This is a genomic window from Pseudomonas sp. 1 R 17, assembly GCF_900067035.1.
In the GTDB taxonomy this organism is placed as follows: Bacteria; Pseudomonadota; Gammaproteobacteria; order Pseudomonadales; family Pseudomonadaceae; genus Aquipseudomonas; species Aquipseudomonas marginalis.
The window spans coordinates 283,033-300,784 of record NZ_FKLB01000069.1 but is presented as its reverse complement, the minus strand read 5'-3'; the positions used below and the strand labels follow the sequence as shown (position 1 = coordinate 300,784).

Here is a 17,752-nt window from a genome sequence, read left to right as displayed (position 1 = left end):
CGCTTCCGTGACCACCAGCAATCGCATTCTTCTTGGCGTCAACATCGACCACGTCGCTACCCTGCGCCAGGCCCGGGGCACCCGTTACCCTGACCCGGTCAAGGCCGCGCTGGACGCCGAAGAAGCGGGCGCCGACGGCATCACCGTGCACCTGCGCGAAGACCGCCGCCACATCCAGGAGCGCGATGTGCTGCTGCTCAAGGACGTGCTGCAAACCCGCATGAACTTCGAGATGGGCGTCACCGAAGAAATGATGGCCTTCGCCGAGCGCATCCGTCCGGCGCACATCTGCCTGGTCCCGGAAACCCGCCAGGAACTGACCACCGAAGGCGGCCTCGACGTGGCCGGCCAGGAAGCGCGGATCAAGGCCGCCGTGGAGCGCCTGTCGAAGATCGGCAGCGAAGTCTCGCTGTTCATCGACGCCGACGAGCGTCAGATCGAAGCGTCCCGCCGTGTCGGCGCGCCGGCCATCGAACTGCACACCGGCCGTTACGCCGACGCCACCACACCGACCGAAGTGGCGGATGAACTGCAGCGCATCATTGACGGTGTGAACTGCGGCCTCAATGAAGGCCTGATCGTCAACGCCGGCCACGGCCTGCACTACCACAACGTCGAAGCAGTGGCCGCGATCAAGGGCATCAACGAGCTGAACATCGGCCACGCGCTGGTGGCCCACGCGCTGTTCGTCGGTTTCAAAGGCGCGGTGGCCGAGATGAAAGCCCTGATCCTGGCGGCCGCCAAGCGCTGATCGCAGATCCGCGGCAATGCGAAGCCTTACTGTTTAGCACATGCAGGTGTATCGTATCTGCCCTTTGCAGGCCCTGTGCCTGCGGCAGATACGTGAGGTTGTTGTGTCCCGATCCTTTTCCCGTCGACAAATCCTGGGTGGTCTTGCAGGCCTGGCCGTAGTGGGCGTCGGTGCCGGTGGCGCCTACCGCTACTGGCTGGGGAAAGTCGCCGAAGCCGAAGCGGGGCATGATTACGAACTGATCGCCGCGCCGCTCGACGTAGAACTGGTGCCGGGGCACAAGACCCAGGCCTGGGCCTTCGGCCCTTCGGCACCGGGCACCGAGTTGCGCGTGCGCCAGGGTGAATGGCTGCGGGTGCGCTTTATCAACCACCTGCCGGTCGCCACCACCATCCACTGGCACGGGATCCGCCTGCCGCTGGAAATGGACGGCGTGCCCTACGTCTCGCAATTGCCGGTGCTGCCCGGCGAATACTTCGACTACACATTCCGCGTGCCCGACGCCGGCAGCTACTGGTATCACCCCCATGTGAACAGCAGCGAAGAACTCGGCCGCGGCCTGGTCGGCCCGCTGATCATCGAAGAACGCGAACCCACAGGGTTCAAGCACGAGCGCACCCTGAGCCTGAAGAGCTGGCACGTGGACGAAGAGGGCGCCTTTGTCGCCTTCAGCATTCCCCGTGAGGCCGCGCGCGGGGGCACGGCCGGGCGGTTGTCGACGATCAATGGCGTATCCCAGGCGGTGATCGACCTGCCTGCCGGGCAGATCACCCGTGTGCGCCTGCTCAACCTCGACAACACCCTGACCTATCGCATCAACATCCCCGACGTCGAAGCGCAGATCTACGCCCTGGACGGCAACCCTGTCGAACCGCGCCCGCTGGGCAAGGAATACTGGCTGGGTCCGGGCATGCGTATCTGCCTGGCGATCAAGGCGCCGCCGGCGGGCGAAGAACTGTCGATCCGTAACGGCCCGGTGCGCCTGGGCACTTTCCGCTCAGTCGTCAACGCCGATGCACCGACCGAATGGCCCCCGGCATTGCCCGCCAACCCGATTGCCGAGCCGGACCTGGCCAATGCGGAGAAACTCAACTTCAATTTCGAGTGGGTCGGTTCAGTGTCGGTGAATGTCGATAATGGCAAGCCGCCGAGCCTGTGGCAGATCAACGGCCAGGCCTGGGACATCACCGACAAGACCTGCGCCGACCGCCCGATTGCCAAGCTGGAAAAAGGCAAGAGCTACATTTTCGAATTTAAGAACATGACCCAGTACCAGCACCCGATCCACCTGCACGGCATGAGCTTCAAGGTGATCGCCTCGAACCGCCATAAGGTGATCCCGTACTTCACCGACACTTACCTGCTGGGCAAGAACGAACGTGCTCGAGTGGCCTTGGTGGCGGATAACCCAGGGGTGTGGATGTTCCATTGCCATGTGATCGACCACATGGAAACCGGCCTGATGGCCGCCATCGAGGTGGCGTGATGCGCCAGTTTCGCCCCACGGCGATTATCGACCGCAGCCGCGATCAGGATTTCATGCGCGAAGCCCTGGCGCTTGCCGCCCAAGGCGCGGCGCTGGGCGAAGTGCCGGTGGGCGCGGTGCTGGTGCAGGACGGTGAAATCATCGGTCGCGGCTTCAACTGCCCGATCAGCGGCAATGACCCCAGCGCCCATGCCGAAATGGTCGCCATTCGCGCCGCTGCGCAGGCTGTCAGCAACTACCGCCTGCCGGGCAGTACGCTGTACGTGACCCTGGAACCGTGCAGCATGTGCGCCGGGCTGATCGTGCATTCACGCATCGCGCGGGTGGTGTATGGCGCGTTGGAGCCGAAAGCGGGGATCGTGCAAAGCCAGGGGCAGTTTTTTACCCAAGGGTTTCTTAACCATCGGGTGTTGTTTGAAGGCGGGGTGCTGGCCGAGGAGTGCGGCACGGTGTTGAGCGAATTCTTCAAGGCCCGCCGAGCCAAGCCCCCGCTCTAAAGAACACTTCATTTTTTCAGGGAGCTTGGGGGCTTACTTTTTAGCGATGATCACCGCCCGCATCGGCGCCGGCAGCCCTTCAATCGTCTTGCAGTGATCCTGTGGATCGAGGAAGTCGCTGAGGGACTGATACTTCATCCACGCCGTCCCGCGCTGTTCCTCCACCGTGGTCACGCTCACATCCACGCACCTCACATCACTGAACCCGGCACGCCGCAGCCACAGCATCAACGCCGGCACTGAGGGCAGGAACCACACATTACGCATCTGCGCATAACGGTCTTCCGGCACCAGCACCTGTTGCTGGTCGCCTTCCACCACCAAGGTTTCCAGGACCAGTTCGCCGCCCTTGACCAAGGTGTCCTTCAGCGCCAGCAAATGCTCGATCGGCGAGCGGCGGTGATAGAACACCCCCATGGAAAACACCGTGTCGAAGCCTTCCAGGTTCGCCGGCAGGTCTTCAAACGGGAACGGTAGGTGCCAGGCCTTGGGTTCGGACAGGTAACGCTGTACGGCCTGGAACTGGCAGAAGAACAGCCAGTTCGGGTCGACGCCAATCACGCTGTCGGCCCCGGCGCCGAGCATGCGCCACATGTAGTAACCGTTGCCGCAACCGACATCGAGAATACGCTTGCCCTTCAGGTCCAGGTGCGGGGCCACACGCGACCACTTCCAGTCCGAGCGCCATTCGGTGTCCACATGCACGCCGAACAGGTGGAACGGGCCCTTGCGCCACGGGCTCAAGCCCATCAGCGCGGTGTGCATCTGCGCGCGGGTGGCGTCGTCGCAATCGGTGTCCAGCACCAGGCCATTGAGCAAGTCGACTTCACTGGGCTGGATCTTGGGCAGCGCGTCCAGGGCACTCTGCCAACGCTCCAGGTCGCCATGACCCTTTTCCATCTTGCTATCGAGCTGCGCTTGCAGGCCTTGGGCCCATACAGCCAGGGGGGTACCGACCAGATGGCGGGCGAGGGGGGACAGATCAATCATGGCAAGGCAATCAACGAGGCAAAGTTAAGACACTGGAACCACGGCACGACTTTCGAAAACCCGGCCGCCAGCAGGCGTTCGCGGTGTTCTTCGAGGCTGTCGGGCTTCATGACGTTTTCGATGGCGCTGCGCTTCTGGGCGATTTCCAGTTCGCTGTAGCCGTTGGCGCGTTTGAACGCGATATGCAGGTCGGTGAGCAGCGCATGTTCTTCCAGGTCGTTGAAGCGCAGCTTTTCCGAAAGGATCAGTGCGCCGCCGGGCAATAACGACTGGCGGATACGCCCGAGTAACGCCAGGCGCTCATCCGGGGCGATAAATTGCAGGGTGAAGTTCAACGCCACCACCGAGGCCGGTTGGAACTGCAGCGCGAGGATGTCGCCGTCGATCACCTCGACCGGCAGCAGCTCCTGGAACATCGAGTCCTGGCCATTGAGGTATTCGCGGCAGCGCTCGACCATGGCCGCCGAGTTATCCACCGCGATCACGCGGCAACCGTCGGTGCGCACATGACGGCGCAAGGCCTGGGTCACCGCTCCCAGGGACGAGCCCAGGTCGTAGAGCACGCTGTGTGGTTGGGCAAACTGCGCTGCAAGCACGCCGAGGTTTTCGACAATCGTCGGGTAACCGGGCACCGAACGCTTGATCATGTCCGGGAACACCCGCACCACGTCCTCGTTAAAGGCGAAGTCCGGCACCTGGGGCAGGGGCTGGGCGAATAGGCGATCGGGTTCTTTGCTCACGGTTGTTCCGGCGACGAAGGGGAAAGGCCGGCATTTTAGCCAAGTTGGCCCTCGTGTGCGCGGGTTGTCTGATGGAAAGCCGAGGCGGTGATGCCCCACTGTCCGAGCCAGTAGGTGACGATCAACAAATACGGCGCGGCGTCGAATGACAGCACAAACCGATTGATGCCGATCAGCGTGTCGGAAAACACAAACGACACCGCGCCCGCCGCCGCCAGCAGCGCCGAGCGTTTCGGTACATCGCTGCCCACACGTGCCAGCGCGCGCCAGAGCATGGCGCTGATCACCAGTGCGTAAATCACCACCGGTACCAGCAGTTCGCCAAGACCGTGGGAGATCAGGATGCCCAGCAGGATCGCGCCCACGCCCAGCGCCAACGCCAACGGCAGCAGCGCCAGACGGCGGCAGTCGCTGAAATAGGCTCTGAGATAGGCCAGGTGGGCACACAGGAAAGCGCCGAGGCCGAAGATAAACAGGTCGCCCGGCCAGGCCAGCAATACATCGCCGACCAGGGAAAAAATCAGCCCGAGGCTGATCCAGCGTCGATAGTCGGTCGGCGGCGCATCATGCAGCCAACCCAGCAGCGCCAGCACCGGCAGCGGCTTGACCAGCAGGCACAGCAACGTGGCATGGGTGCTCAGGCCGTAGATAAAGGTGCCTGCGCCCATCAACGCAAGAATCAGCCATGGCATATCAGTTCACCGTAATGGCGCAATCGAAGGTCTCTGCGGGCTCGGCTTCCGGTTCCCAGGGTTGCTGGGAGGTCAGGCGCAAACGACCCTGGCCGGCCGTGAATGCCTGGAAGCGCCAGGTGGACTGGCCGCCGCCGCCGATTACACCGGATTCCGAGCTGCTGTACACCTCGGGGCCCCGGGCCCGCAATACGCCGCCGGCGGAATCCTGGATGGCCCAGCGGTAGCCGGTGGTGGGGTTGCTCGGCAGGGTGAGGATCAGGTTTTGCCCGGTCTTGAGTTGCAGCGGGCAGGCGCTCTGGTTGTCCACGGTGACGTTTTGCTTCGGCGCACTGGCGCAGGCGGCGAGCAGGCAAAGGCTCAGGGGGAGAAGCAGGCGGGCGGCGATCATGGGGGCTCCGTTGTTTGGCGACGAAGACCGAGCATAACCGAAGATGAGACAAGGTGTGACAAGAGGGCTGCCGGGTGCCGTTTGTGGCGAGCAGGCTTGCCCTGCGTTGGGCTGCGAAGCAGCCCCTCTTAAAAAGACCCCCATTCTTTCTGAAAGAACAGGGTCGTCAGTTTCGGGGCTGCTGCGCAGCCCAACGCAGGGCAAGCCTGCTCACCACAGGGGCCCACTCGGGCTAATGAGGTATCAGAAGAGCACCTTCGCCACATCCGCAAAGCGCTTGGCAAAGTGCACGGTCATGCCTTCCTTCAGGTACTCCGGCAACTCTTCAAAACTGCCGCGATTGGGCTCCGGCAAAATCAGCTCGTGAATCTTCTGGCGGCGCGCCGCAATCACCTTCTCGCGTACCCCGCCAATCGGCAGCACATGCCCGGTCAACGTCAGTTCGCCGGTCATGGCCACGCCTTTTTTCGGCGCTTGATTGCGCGCCAGGGACAGCAGCGCGCTGGCCATGGTCACCCCGGCGCTCGGGCCGTCCTTCGGCGTGGCGCCTTCCGGTACGTGCAAGTGCACGAAGGCTTCGTCGAAGAACTTCGGATCGCCGCCAAACGACTTCAGGTTGGAGCTGATGTAGCTGTAGGCGATTTCGGCGGACTCTTTCATCACCTCACCCAGCTGCCCGGTGAGCTTGAAGCCGCGATTGAGGGTGTGGATACGGGTCGCCTCGATCGGCAGGGTCGCGCCACCCATGCTGGTCCAGGCCAGGCCGGTGATCACGCCGGTACCCGACAGCACCTGTTCGTTGCGGAACACCGGCATGCCGAGGGAGCTTTCCAGGTCCTTGTTGCCGATCTTGATCACCGAGTTCGGTTCGTCCAGCAGCTTGACCACCGCCTTGCGCACCAGTTTGCCCAGTTGTTTCTCCAGCTGGCGCACCCCGGCTTCACGGGCGTACCCGTCGATCAGTGCGCGCAGGGCGCCGTCACTGATGCTCAGGCTGTTTTTCGAAACGCCGGCTTTTTCCAGCTGTTTTGGCCACAGGTGGCGTTTGGCGATGGCGACTTTTTCTTCGGTGATATAGCCCGACAGGCGAATCACTTCCATACGGTCCAGCAGCGGGCCGGGAATCGAGTCCAGGGTGTTGGCGGTGCACACGAACAGCACCTTGGACAGGTCCAGGCGCAGGTCCAGGTAGTGGTCGAGGAATTCGACGTTCTGCTCCGGGTCGAGGGTTTCCAGGAGTGCCGAAGCCGGATCGCCCTGGAAGCTCTGGCCCATCTTGTCGATCTCGTCGAGCATGATCACCGGGTTCATCACTTCCACATCCTTGAGCGCCTGCACCAGCTTGCCCGGCAGGGCGCCGATGTAGGTGCGGCGATGGCCCTTGATCTCGGCCTCGTCGCGCATGCCGCCGACGCTGAAGCGATAGAACGGCCGCCCGAGGGACTCGGCGATGGACTTGCCCACGCTGGTCTTGCCCACGCCCGGCGGGCCCACCAGCAGCACGATGGAGCCAGCGACCTCGCCTTTATAGGCGCCCACCGCGAGGAACTCGAGGATGCGGCTCTTGATGTCATCCAGGCCGGCATGGTGCTTGTCCAGCACCTTGCGTGCGTGCTTGAGGTCGAGTTTGTCCTCGCCATACACGCCCCAGGGCACCGAGGTGGCCCAGTCCAGGTAATTGCGCGTGACGGCGTATTCCGGCGAGCCGGTTTCGAGGATCGACAGTTTGTTCAGTTCTTCATCGATACGTTTTTTCGCCTGGGCCGGCAGCACCTTGCCTTCCAGGCGTTGCTCGAACTGTTCGACGTCGGCGCTGCGGTCGTCCTTGGTCAGGCCCAGTTCCTGCTGGATGACCTTGAGCTGTTCCTTAAGGAAGAACTCGCGCTGGTGTTCGCCGATCTTGCGGTTCACCTCGGCGGAGAGTTCTTTTTGCAGGCGCGCGACTTCCACCTCCTTGCGCAGCATCGGCAGGACTTTTTCCATGCGCTTGAGCATCGGCACGCAGTCCAGCACTTCCTGCAGCTCATTGCCTGTGGCCGAGGTCAGCGCGGCGGCGAAGTCGGTGAGGGGCGACGGGTCGTTGGGGCTGAAGCGGTTGAGGTAGTTCTTCAGCTCTTCGCTGTACAGCGGGTTGAGCGGCAGCAGTTCCTTGATCGCATTGATCAGCGCCATGCCGTAGGCCTTGACCTCGTCGGTCGGCTCGCTCGGCTGGTGCGGGTATTCCACTTCCACCAGGTACGGTGGGCGGTGGTGCTTGAGCCAGGTCTTGATCCGCACGCGGGTCAGGCCCTGGGCGACGAATTGCAGCTTGCCGTTCTCGCGGCTGGCGTGGTGCACCTTCACCAGGGTGCCGTACAGCGGCAGGGCGGAGGTGTCGAAATGGCGTGGATCTTCCGGCGGCGTGTCCATGAAGAACAGGGCCAGGGAGTGATGGTCGGATTTGCTCACCAGCTCCAGGGTCTCGGCCCACGGCTCTTCGTTGACGATCACCGGCAGCACTTGCGCCGGGAAGAACGGCCGATTGTGGATCGGGATGATGTAGACCTTGTCCGGCAGGTTTTGCCCAGGCAGGGCCAGGCCGGTATTGGACGAAGGGGTTTCAGCGTTTTCGGGGTCGGCGTAATCGTTGAGGTCGTAATCAGGGAATTCTTGCTGGTCGCTCATGGGGCACCTGCATAAGGAAGTATGCAGCTTAGATGGGGCGGGGCAGCAGTGGTTTCAATGGTGGGGGTGAGATAGCAACATATTGCAGGAAATTACTGCGGCGACATTGGTCAATATGGGTCAACTGATTTTGTGGAGGTAGGCGGGGAGTGGCTGTTCTGGCAGCACCGAGAGCACTTTCAGGCGCTGCAACATCCGCTGCCGCGCCCGCTGCAAATGCTCGCGCAGGTTCAACGCCGCCGCATCGAATGCGCCATGCAGCAGCAGCTCCAGAATCAATCGATGTTCGGCAAGCATCGCCGGATCAGCGCCGATCCCCAGCAATCGGTAAAAAATCCGGCTGATGATCATCGGGCTCTGGCCCTGGCGAATCAGCGCGGCAATCTTGCGGTTTTGCAGGCCGGCCAGGCAGCGCTGGTGCAGGTCCTCTTCGATCTGCTCGATGGCTTCCAGGCTGCACTGGGGGCTGTCCTGGGCATCCAGCACGCGCTGCAGCATGGCTTCCAGCATGTCGCGGTCGAGGTTCGGGGCACTCTGGCGCAGGGCTTCGGGTTCCAGGCAGGCGCGCAGTTCGTAATCTTCGGTGACTTCCCGCGCGGTCAAGGGCCCCGCCAGCCATTGGGAATAGGGCTCTTTTTCCACCAGGCCGCGGTCGCGCAGGCGCATCAGCGCTTCACGCACCACCGCGCGGCTGACGCCGTAGTGGTCGGCGGCGGCTTGCTCATCCAGGCGGTAATGGCCAAAGGCGATACAGGTGGACAGCGCCGCGCCGATTTCCTCGACGATGCGCTCGCCCAGCGGCCGGGTGTCCACCAGTTCGGCCTCGCCATTGAGGCCCAGGTGCCCATGGCTCAAGGGCAGGCGCAACGGCTCCATGGCCAGGCCGTCGGGGTTGATCAGGTAGCCCCGGCCGTTGAAACGGCAGATCAAGCCCTCAGCGTGCAGCAGGTCCAGCGCCTTGCGCACCGGCACGCGGCTGGTGCCGAACAGCTCGGCCAGGGGCGCTTCCAGCAATACCAGGCCATGGCGGGCGGTGCCATTGACGATCGCGTCGCGCAACACCTGGTGAATCATCGCGTAACGGGAGGCCGAGGCGGACACTGCTTTCATCGATTTCTCAAAGGCATGTAGGACGATGGCCGGGGATTCTCTCATAAGTTGCGCCTGTCACTCTGCGCCACGTCGGTGGCACTTTTTTGGGGCCTTGAATGTAGGAATGTTACTTTTCTGCACCAAAATGTACTTATTAATAAAAGATACATTATTTCATTGAGGACGCTTCGTAACCGTGGCGCAAGATTTTTTTCCATCGATCAACACCATCTATCCTGTAGCTCTGGGTAAGAATGCGTAATCGCGCCAAGAGCGCTACGCAGAGACTGGCACGAAAGCTGCCTTTGTAAAATGTACATTTTATTAATATGTACGTTTTATGAGGTTTCCCTGATGTCAGACGCCACTTCACTGGCCGAGGATTTCGCCAGCGGTCGCAGCGACCCGGTGCAAGTCCTTGAGCAGGCACTCGATCAAGCGAGCCGCTCGACCAGCGTATTTATTGCCCTGACGGCCGAGCGCGCCCGCCGTGAAGCCGAAGCGTCCGCCGCCCGGTGGCGTGCCGGCCAGCCCTTGAGCGTGTTCGATGGCGTGCCCCTGGCCTGGAAAGACCTGTTCGACGTAGCCGGCAGCATCACCACCGCCGGCGCCGCTTACCGCCGTACTGCGCCCGCCGCGTTGCTCGACGCCCCCAGCGTGGGCCTGTTGTGCCGTGCCGGGATGGTCAGCGTCGGCAAGACCAACCTCAGCGAACTCGCCTATTCCGGTTTGGGCCTGAACCCGCATTTCGGCACGCCGCACAATCCCCATGGCACGGACCAGGCGCGCATTCCCGGCGGCTCGTCGTCCGGGTCGGCGGTGGCGGTTGCGGCCGGTATCGTGCCGATCGCCATGGGCACCGACACCGCAGGCTCCATCCGCATTCCGGCAGCGCTCAACGGCCTGGTGGGGTACCGCAGCAGCAGCCGACGCTACAGCCGCGACGGTGTGTTTCCCCTGGCCCGTTCCCTCGACAGCCTTGGCCCGTTGACCTGCAGCGTGCGCGATGCCTTGGCCATCGACGACCTGCTCCATGGCCGTGCCCGGCAGCACAGTGCCCGTCGCCTGAAAGGGCAGCGTTTTGTGTTGGAACAAGGTGTGCTGGCTGACGTGGAGCCTGCCGTGCGCAACAACCTGCTGCGCGCCGTTGAGCGACTGAAGGCGGACGGTGCGCTGATTGAAGAGCGTGAAAGCACCCCGTTCCAGGCCACCCTGGACCTGATCAAGCACCAAGGCTGGCTCGGCGCGTTCGAAGCCTTCGCCCTGCACCAGGACCTGCTCGACAGTGTTGACGCCGAACACCTCGACCCCCGTGTGCGCCGCCGCCTTGAAGCCGCGCGCGCATTGCCGGCCAGCCAGTTGATCCACCTGACCGACGCACGCCGTCGCCTGCAACAGCAACTGCTCGACGCGCTTGACGGCGCGATCCTGATCACCCCCACCGTCGCCCATGTCGCCCCGGCGTTGGCACCGCTTGAGGCCGACGACGAACTGTTCGTCAAAACCAACCTCGCCACCCTGCGCCTGACCATGCCCGGCAGCTTTCTCGACATGCCAGGCGTCAGCTTACCCAGTGGCCGCGATGCCCAGGGCCTGCCCACCGGGCTGCTGCTGAGCGCCCCGAGCGGAGAAGACGCGCGGCTGTTGCGCGCGGCCTTGTCCGTCGAGTCCGTACTTAACTTTTAAGGAGACACACCATGGCTAAAGACATCCTCTGTGCATTTGGCGTCGACGTCGACGCCGTCGCCGGCTGGCTCGGTTCCTATGGCGGCGAAGACTCGCCCGACGACATCTCCCGCGGCCTGTTCGCCGGTGAAATCGGTGCGCCGCGCCTGCTCAAACTGTTCGAGCGCTACGGCCTGCGCACCACCTGGTTTATCCCCGGCCACTCGATGGAAACCTTCCCCGAGCAGATGAAGGCCGTGGCCGACGCCGGCCACGAAATCGGCGTGCATGGCTACAGCCACGAAAACCCGATTGCGATGACCGCCGAGCAGGAAGAAATCGTCCTCGATAAATCCATCGAGTTGATCACCCAAGTCACCGGCAAACGCCCCACCGGCTACGTCGCGCCGTGGTGGGAATTCAGCAAGGTCACCAACGAGCTGTTGCTGAAAAAAGGCATCAAGTACGACCACAGCCTGATGCACAACGACTTCCACCCCTACTACGTGCGCAAGGGCGACAGCTGGACCAAGATCGACTACAGCCAGCACCCCGACACCTGGATGAAACCCCTGGTGCGCGGCGAAGAAACCGATCTGGTGGAGATCCCGGCCAACTGGTACCTCGACGACCTGCCGCCGATGATGTTCATCAAGAAAGCCCCCAACAGCCACGGCTTCGTCAACCCGCGCCACCTCGAAGAAATGTGGCGCGACCAGTTCGACTGGGTCTACCGCGAGCACGAACACGCGGTATTCACCATGACCATCCATCCCGACGTGTCCGGCCGCCCGCAAGTGCTGCTGATGCTTGAACGCTTGATCGAACACATCCAGAGCCATGCCGGCGTGCGCTTCGTCACCTTCGACGAAATCGCCGACGACTTTATCCGCCGCCAACCGCGTACCTGATCCCAACCCTGTAGGAGCGAGCTTGCTCGCGAAAAGCCTGAGAGCACCGCGTGCATTCAGGATGCCCGCGTCATCGTTGACGATTTTCGCGAGCAAGCACGCTCCTACAGAAAGCCCACTCCACCTCCCGAGGCGCGATTATGTCCATCTACAACAAGCTTGACCTGACTGGCTGGAAACCCCGGCAACTGACGTCCCAGGAAGTGCGCTTCGCCACCTGGATCGCGTTTTTCGCCTGGGTGTTTGCGGTGTACGACTTCATCCTGTTCGGCACTTTGCTGCCGGAGATAGGCCGACACTTCGGCTGGGGTGAAGTGGAGCAGGCTGAAATCGCGACCTGGGTGGCGGTGGGTACCGCCGTGGTTGCCTTGGCCATCGGGCCGATCGTCGACAAGCTGGGGCGGCGCAAAGGGATTATTTTCACCGTGGCCGGTTCCGCACTGTGCTCGGCGCTGACCGCCATTGGCGGGGCGTGGGGCAAGTCGCCGCTGATTCTGATTCGTTCGCTGGGCGGCCTGGGGTATGCCGAAGAAACCGTCAACGCCACCTATTTGACCGAGCTGTATGGCGCCTCGGAAGACCCGCGACTGACCAAGCGCCGCGGTTTCATCTACAGCCTCGTGCAGGGCGGCTGGCCGGTCGGTGCGTTGATCGCCGCCGGCTTGACCGCGCTGTTGCTGCCGATCATCGGCTGGCAGGGTTGCTTCATCTTCGCCGCGATCCCGGCGGTGGTGATCGCGATCATGGCGCGCAAGCTCAAGGAGAGCCCGCAGTTCCAGATCCACCAGCGCATCAGCCAACTGCGTAAAAGCGGTGCGGTGACCGAAGCGCAAAACGTTGCCGTGACCTACGGTGTGGACTACGACGAACACAGCAAGGCCGGCCTCAAGGCGGCCTTCCGTGGCCCGGCCCGTCGCGCCACCCTGGTGATCGGCGCTGCGCTGCTGCTCAACTGGGCAGCGATCCAGGTGTTCAGCGTGCTCGGCACCTCGGTGATCGTCAGCGTGCACCACATCTCGTTCGAGAACTCGCTGATCATCCTCGTGCTGTCCAACCTGGTGGGTTACTGCGGCTACCTCAGCCACGGCTGGATGGGCGACAAGATCGGCCGTCGCAATGTGATCGGCCTGGGTTGGATGCTCGGCGGCCTGGCGTTTGCCGGCATGCTGTTTGGCCCAAGCAATATGCCGATGGTGGTCGGGTTGTACAGCCTGGGCCTGTTCTTCCTGATCGGGCCGTACTCGGCGGCGCTGTTCTTTATCAGTGAAAGTTTCCCCACCAGCATCCGCGCCACCGGCGGCGCGATCATCCATGCCATGGGCCCGATTGGTGCCGTAGTCGCGGGCTTTGGTGCGACCCAGGTGTTGTCCGCCGGCAGTGACTGGCAGACCGCCGCGCTGTGGTTCGGCGCGCTGCCGTGCTTCTTGTCCGGCGCCCTGATGTTTGCCGCCCGCCATGTGCGTCCGGAAACCGTTCAGTAAGGAGAGTTCGATGAGCCGTAAAGTTGCCTTGATTACCGGCGCCGCCAGTGGCATCGGCCAAGCCCTCGCCGTGGCCTATGCACGTTGTGGCGTGGCGGTGGTGGGCGGGTATTACCCGGCCGATCCCCACGACCCGGGCACCACCGTGTCGTTGGTGGAAGAGGCGGGGGGCGAGTGCCTGATGTTGCCGCTGGACGTGGGCGATACCGTCTCGGTGGACGCCCTCGCCGAACAGGCGGTACAGCATTTCGGTCGGCTGGATTACGCGGTGGCCAACGCCGGTTTGCTGCGCCGTGCGCCGCTGCTGGAAATGACCGACGAGTTATGGAACGAGATGCTCAATGTCGACCTGACCGGGGTGATGCGCACCTTCCGCGCGGCGACGCGGCATATGAACGAAGGCGGCGCGCTGGTGGCGATTTCTTCGATTGCCGGCGGCGTGTATGGCTGGCACGACCACAGCCATTACGCTGCGGCCAAGGCCGGTGTGCCGGGGTTGTGCCGTTCGCTGGCGGTGGAATTGGCGCCCCTGGGCATTCGCTGCAATGCGGTGATCCCGGGGTTGATCGAGACGCCGCAGTCGCTGGATGCGAAGAACTCGCTGGGTCCGGAAGGTCTGGCAAAAGCGGCGCGGGCGATTCCGTTGGGGCGGGTAGGGCGCGCGGATGAAGTGGCGTCGCTGGTGCAGTTCTTGACCAGTGAAGCGTCGAGCTATTTGACCGGGCAGAGCATCGTTATCGACGGCGGCCTGACCGTACGCTGGCCCGACTGACTGGTGTACTCGATCCAAATGTGGGAGGGGGCTTGCTCCCGATAGCGGTGGGTCAGTCACAGCAGTTCTAACTGAACCACCACTATCGGGAGCAAGCCCCCTCCCACATTGAAACTGTGTTTGCTTCAGGAGATTTAACATGTTCCAACTGACTGACCGCCGCGCCGTGATCACCGGCGCCGGCAGCGGCATCGGTGCCGCCATCGCCCGCGCCTATGCCGTTGAAGGCGCGCGCCTGTTATTGGCCGACCGCAACTCCGCCAGCCTCGCCGAAACCGCGACCGCCTGCCGTAACCTGGGCGCCGAGGTGGTCGAGTGCGTGGCCGATGTGGGCACGGTCGAAGGCGCCCAGGCCAGTGTCGACCGTTGCGTCGACCACTTCGGCGGCATCGATATCCTGGTCAACAATGCCGGGATGCTCACCCAGGCGCGTTGCGTCGACCTGTCCATCGAAATGTGGAACGACATGCTGCGCGTCGACCTCACCAGCGTGTTCGTCGCCAGCCAACGTGCCTTGCCCCATATGCTCGCGCAGCGTTGGGGACGGATCATCAACGTGGCTTCGCAACTGGGTATCAAGGGCGGCGCCGAACTGACTCACTACGCTGCCGCCAAGGCTGGAGTGATCGGTTTTACCAAGTCCCTGGCGTTGGAGGTGGCCAAGGACAATGTGCTGGTCAATGCCATCGCCCCCGGACCGATCGAGACGCCGTTAGTGGGCGGTATCAGCGACGATTGGAAGCGCGCCAAGGCCAAGGAGCTGCCCTTGGGGCGCTTCGGCCTGGCAGACGAAGTGGCGCCCACCGCCGTGCTGCTGGCCAGTGAACCGGGCGGCAACCTGTTCGTCGGCCAGACGCTGGGCCCGAACTCCGGCGATGTCATGCCATGAGCGGGGTGTAGCCATGTGCGGACTCTGCGGATTGCTCGGCGAAGACCTGCACTGGAGCGACCCCTTGGGTGATGAACTACCCCGGCGCCGCGAACGCCTGCGCCGTATCGCCGCGATCAACCAAGTGCTGGCGGTGTTCCGGCTCAAGGTCGAAGACTTCCAGGGTGCGTCTTATCTGCTGGTGGGCGCCACCGGTAAACAGGCACTGGCGAGCGGCTTGGATCAACTGTGGCAGGCAGCTGAAACCATGCTCGGCCGGCCGCTGGATCCCCTTGATCCGCGTCTGCTTGACCACCTGGAAAACACCCCACTGTAGGAGCGAGCTTGCTCGCGAAAAACGTCAACGATAACGCGTGTTGTCTGGATGTACGTGGCGCTCTCGGGTTTTTCGCGAGCAAGCTCGCTCCTACCGGGCGTGGAGGTAAATATGAGCATTGCTCTAAATGTGATCACCGGCTTCCTCGGCAGTGGCAAGACCACCTTGCTCCAGCGCCTGCTGCAAGGCGAAAGCCTTGGCGACACCGCGTTGCTGATCAACGAATTCGGCGATATCGGCATCGACCATCTGCTGGTGGAAGAAGTCGCGCCGAACACTGTGCTGCTGCCCAGCGGATGCATTTGCTGCTCCATCCGTGGCGAGCTCAAGGACGCGTTGCTCGGCCTGTTGCAACGCCGCGAGCGTGGCGAAATTCCTGCGTTCAAACGGGTGATCCTCGAGACCACCGGCCTGGCCGACCCGGCCCCGATCCTCGCTACCTTGAACAACGATGTGCAACTGCGCGGGCGTTTTCATATCGGCCTGGTGGTGACGCTGGTCGACGCCAGCCACGCCGCGTTGCAGGAACGCCTGCACCCGGAATGGCTGGCCCAGGTTGCGGCCGCAGACCGTTTGCTGCTGAGCAAGACTGATCTTGTGGATGACTGCGAACCGCTGCGTGCGCACCTGCAGGCGCTCAACGCCGGTACGCCGATCCTCGATACCCACGCTATCCACAGTGGCGACCAACTGTTGCTCGGCGAAGGCCTGCGCAGTGCCGAACCCGCCCTGGAAGTCAGCCGCTGGCAATTGCACCAGACCACCAGCGCCAGCCATGGGGCGGCCCAAGTGTGCAGTATGACCTTTGACCAGCCGCTGGACTGGGTCGGCTTCGGGGTGTGGTTGTCGATGCTGTTAAGATGCCACGGCGAACGAATCCTTCGCGTCAAAGGACTGCTCAACGTGAACGCCAGTAACGCCCCCATCGTCATTCATGGCGTGCAGCATTGCCTGCATGCCCCGGTCCATCTGCCCACGTGGCCAGGCACCGAGCGGCAATCGCGGCTGGTGTTTATCCTGCGTGGCCTGGACCCCGCGCTGCTGCAGCGCTCGTTTGAGGTGTTCTCGCGGCGGTTCGCCGAATGATCACCTTACGAGTGCTCGGCACCTCGGTCACTTTGCTCGAATGCCTGCGCGTGCGCGCCGAACAGGAACTGGGGATTCGCCTCGTGTACCAGGTGCACGATGTGGAACAGGCCCAGCGCATCGCAGTGATGCAGCCCGACAGCTACGACCTGTACGACCAATGGTTTCACAACGTCGACTTCGTGTGGCCGGCCCGGGCGATCCAGCCCATTGACACGCGGCGCATCGCGCTGTGGCACGAGATCAACGACTTGCCCAAGCGCGGTCGCCTGTCACCCAACGACCGGCTGGGCAGCGGCAGTGTGCCCAGTGAGCGGTTGTTCGTGCAGCACGATGGCAGCCTGGGCAGCACCGTCACCGAACGCATCAGCATGCTGCCCCTTACCCACAATGCGGACAGTTTTGCCTACCGCCCCGAGCGCCTGCCCGAGGGTTTTTGCCACGGCAACGAAAGCTGGGGCTGGCTGCTGGACCCGGCCTGGCGTGCCCGCACGGCACTGCAAAGCGACGCCGCCATCGGTGCACTGGATGCGGCGCTGGCGGTACAGGGCGCGGGGCTGGCGCGCTTCAACGACATAGGCAATATGAGCATCGAAGAGATCGACGTGCTCGCCGATATTCTGGTGCGCAAGCAGAAGGAAGGGCATTTCGCTGCGTTTTGGTCCGACGATGAAGAGGCGGCGCAACTGATGCTCAGCCCGAGCATCGATATCCAGAGCCTGTGGTCGCCAACCTTGATGCGCCTGCACCGCGCCGGGGTGAAATACCGCCTGGCGGTGCCCCGCGAAGGCTATCGCGCCTGGTTCGGCGGCTTGTCATTGTCGCGCCATGCCCAGGGGCCGGTGCTGGACGCGGCCTACGCGTACCTCAATTGGTGGTTGTCCGGCTGGCCGGGCGCGGTGATGGCGCGCCAGGGTTACTACATCGGCAACCCGGCGCGCAGCCGTGATCACCTGAGCAGTGCCGAGTGGGATTACTGGTACGCCGGCAAGCCTGCGCGGGAGGAGCTGCTCGGCAGTGATGGGTTGCCGTTGATCGATATCGGCGAGGTGCGCGATGGCGGCTCCTATGAGCAGCGCATGGGGCATATTGCGGTGTGGAACTCGGTCATGGATGAGCACAACTATCTGGTGCGGCGTTGGGGGGACTTCATGCGCGCCCGCAGCTGACAGGCGGGTATGGCCAAGCGGTTGTCGCCAATAAAATGACAGTTAAATCCCCGGTTTTATTCGGTGCGCTTCTGCTCTGTCCCAGCTACTCTGCTAAAACAAAATGTCCAGTCTAAATAGATGTTTTTTTGACGGCGGGTTTGGGCGCAGGGACTGCACA

The 17,752-nt window shown here is 63.0% G+C and carries 17 protein-coding genes; 11 read left to right on the top strand and 6 right to left on the bottom strand.

Annotated elements, in window-relative coordinates:
• Positions 1–7 precede the first annotated feature (7 nt).
• From pdxJ to tadA, 3 genes are all read left to right on the top strand, one after another.
• Positions 8–751, top strand: a complete 744-nt coding sequence (gene pdxJ, locus BFP99_RS30320) for a pyridoxine 5'-phosphate synthase (protein ID WP_027604659.1) — start codon at positions 8–10, stop codon at positions 749–751.
• Positions 752–854: 103 nt separating this feature from the next.
• The gene (locus tag BFP99_RS30315) at positions 855–2,237 is read left to right on the top strand and encodes a multicopper oxidase family protein (protein WP_065949017.1); all 1,383 of its coding nucleotides are present in this window, start codon (positions 855–857) and stop codon (positions 2,235–2,237) included.
• Positions 2,237–2,734: a tRNA adenosine(34) deaminase TadA gene (tadA, locus tag BFP99_RS30310; protein WP_053133694.1), complete on the top strand. Its 498-nt coding sequence runs from the start codon at positions 2,237–2,239 to the stop codon at positions 2,732–2,734. Before BFP99_RS30315 ends, tadA begins: the two co-directional genes overlap by 1 nt.
• Before the next feature lie 33 nt (positions 2,735–2,767).
• Here the strand turns inward: tadA and cmoB are convergent, their stop codons facing one another.
• The 6 genes from cmoB to BFP99_RS30280 all read right to left on the bottom strand — a co-directional run bounded on the left by cmoB (position 2,768) and on the right by BFP99_RS30280 (position 9,321).
• On the bottom strand, positions 2,768–3,724 hold the full coding sequence (cmoB, locus tag BFP99_RS30305) for a tRNA 5-methoxyuridine(34)/uridine 5-oxyacetic acid(34) synthase CmoB (RefSeq protein WP_065926594.1): 957 nt from the start codon (positions 3,722–3,724) through the stop codon (positions 2,768–2,770).
• Positions 3,721–4,464: a carboxy-S-adenosyl-L-methionine synthase CmoA gene (gene cmoA / locus BFP99_RS30300; protein ID WP_065926593.1), complete on the bottom strand. Its 744-nt coding sequence runs from the start codon at positions 4,462–4,464 to the stop codon at positions 3,721–3,723. Before cmoA ends, cmoB begins: the two co-directional genes overlap by 4 nt.
• A 35-nt stretch (positions 4,465–4,499) precedes the next feature.
• Complete coding sequence (locus tag BFP99_RS30295) at positions 4,500–5,156, bottom strand: lysoplasmalogenase (protein ID WP_065926592.1); 657 nt, start codon at positions 5,154–5,156, stop codon at positions 4,500–4,502.
• A gap of 1 nt (position 5,157) precedes the next feature.
• A complete protein-coding gene (locus BFP99_RS30290) occupies positions 5,158–5,547 on the bottom strand; it encodes a protease inhibitor I42 family protein (RefSeq protein ID WP_065948899.1) in 390 nt (129 codons plus the stop codon).
• Between the two features lie 243 nt (positions 5,548–5,790).
• Complete coding sequence (gene lon / locus BFP99_RS30285) at positions 5,791–8,211, bottom strand: endopeptidase La (protein WP_065926590.1); 2,421 nt, start codon at positions 8,209–8,211, stop codon at positions 5,791–5,793.
• Positions 8,212–8,331: 120 nt separating this feature from the next.
• Positions 8,332–9,321 (bottom strand): GntR family transcriptional regulator, encoded by a 990-nt coding sequence (locus BFP99_RS30280; RefSeq protein ID WP_065926589.1) that lies wholly within the window; start codon positions 9,319–9,321, stop codon positions 8,332–8,334.
• Positions 9,322–9,657: 336 nt separating this feature from the next.
• Between BFP99_RS30280 and BFP99_RS30275 the strand changes: the two genes are divergently transcribed.
• The 8 genes from BFP99_RS30275 to BFP99_RS30240 all read left to right on the top strand — a co-directional run bounded on the left by BFP99_RS30275 (position 9,658) and on the right by BFP99_RS30240 (position 17,592).
• Positions 9,658–10,989: an amidase gene (locus BFP99_RS30275; protein WP_065948898.1), complete on the top strand. Its 1,332-nt coding sequence runs from the start codon at positions 9,658–9,660 to the stop codon at positions 10,987–10,989.
• A gap of 11 nt (positions 10,990–11,000) precedes the next feature.
• Positions 11,001–11,879 carry a polysaccharide deacetylase family protein gene (locus BFP99_RS30270; RefSeq protein ID WP_003234086.1) on the top strand — a complete coding sequence of 293 codons (879 nt, stop codon included), beginning with the start codon at positions 11,001–11,003 and terminating at the stop codon, positions 11,877–11,879.
• Positions 11,880–12,019: 140 nt separating this feature from the next.
• Complete coding sequence (locus BFP99_RS30265) at positions 12,020–13,360, top strand: MFS transporter (RefSeq protein ID WP_065948897.1); 1,341 nt, start codon at positions 12,020–12,022, stop codon at positions 13,358–13,360.
• Between the two features lie 10 nt (positions 13,361–13,370).
• Positions 13,371–14,132, top strand: a complete 762-nt coding sequence (locus tag BFP99_RS30260; protein WP_065926586.1) for an SDR family NAD(P)-dependent oxidoreductase — start codon at positions 13,371–13,373, stop codon at positions 14,130–14,132.
• Between the two features lie 139 nt (positions 14,133–14,271).
• Complete coding sequence (locus BFP99_RS30255; protein WP_065948896.1) at positions 14,272–15,021, top strand: SDR family NAD(P)-dependent oxidoreductase; 750 nt, start codon at positions 14,272–14,274, stop codon at positions 15,019–15,021.
• Positions 15,022–15,034: 13 nt separating this feature from the next.
• Positions 15,035–15,337: a hypothetical protein gene (locus tag BFP99_RS30250; RefSeq protein WP_065948895.1), complete on the top strand. Its 303-nt coding sequence runs from the start codon at positions 15,035–15,037 to the stop codon at positions 15,335–15,337.
• Positions 15,338–15,448: 111 nt separating this feature from the next.
• On the top strand, positions 15,449–16,423 hold the full coding sequence (locus BFP99_RS30245; protein ID WP_065948894.1) for a CobW family GTP-binding protein: 975 nt from the start codon (positions 15,449–15,451) through the stop codon (positions 16,421–16,423).
• On the top strand, positions 16,420–17,592 hold the full coding sequence (locus BFP99_RS30240) for an ABC transporter substrate-binding protein (protein WP_065926582.1): 1,173 nt from the start codon (positions 16,420–16,422) through the stop codon (positions 17,590–17,592). Before BFP99_RS30245 ends, BFP99_RS30240 begins: the two co-directional genes overlap by 4 nt.
• The last annotated feature ends 160 nt before the right edge of the window (positions 17,593–17,752 follow it).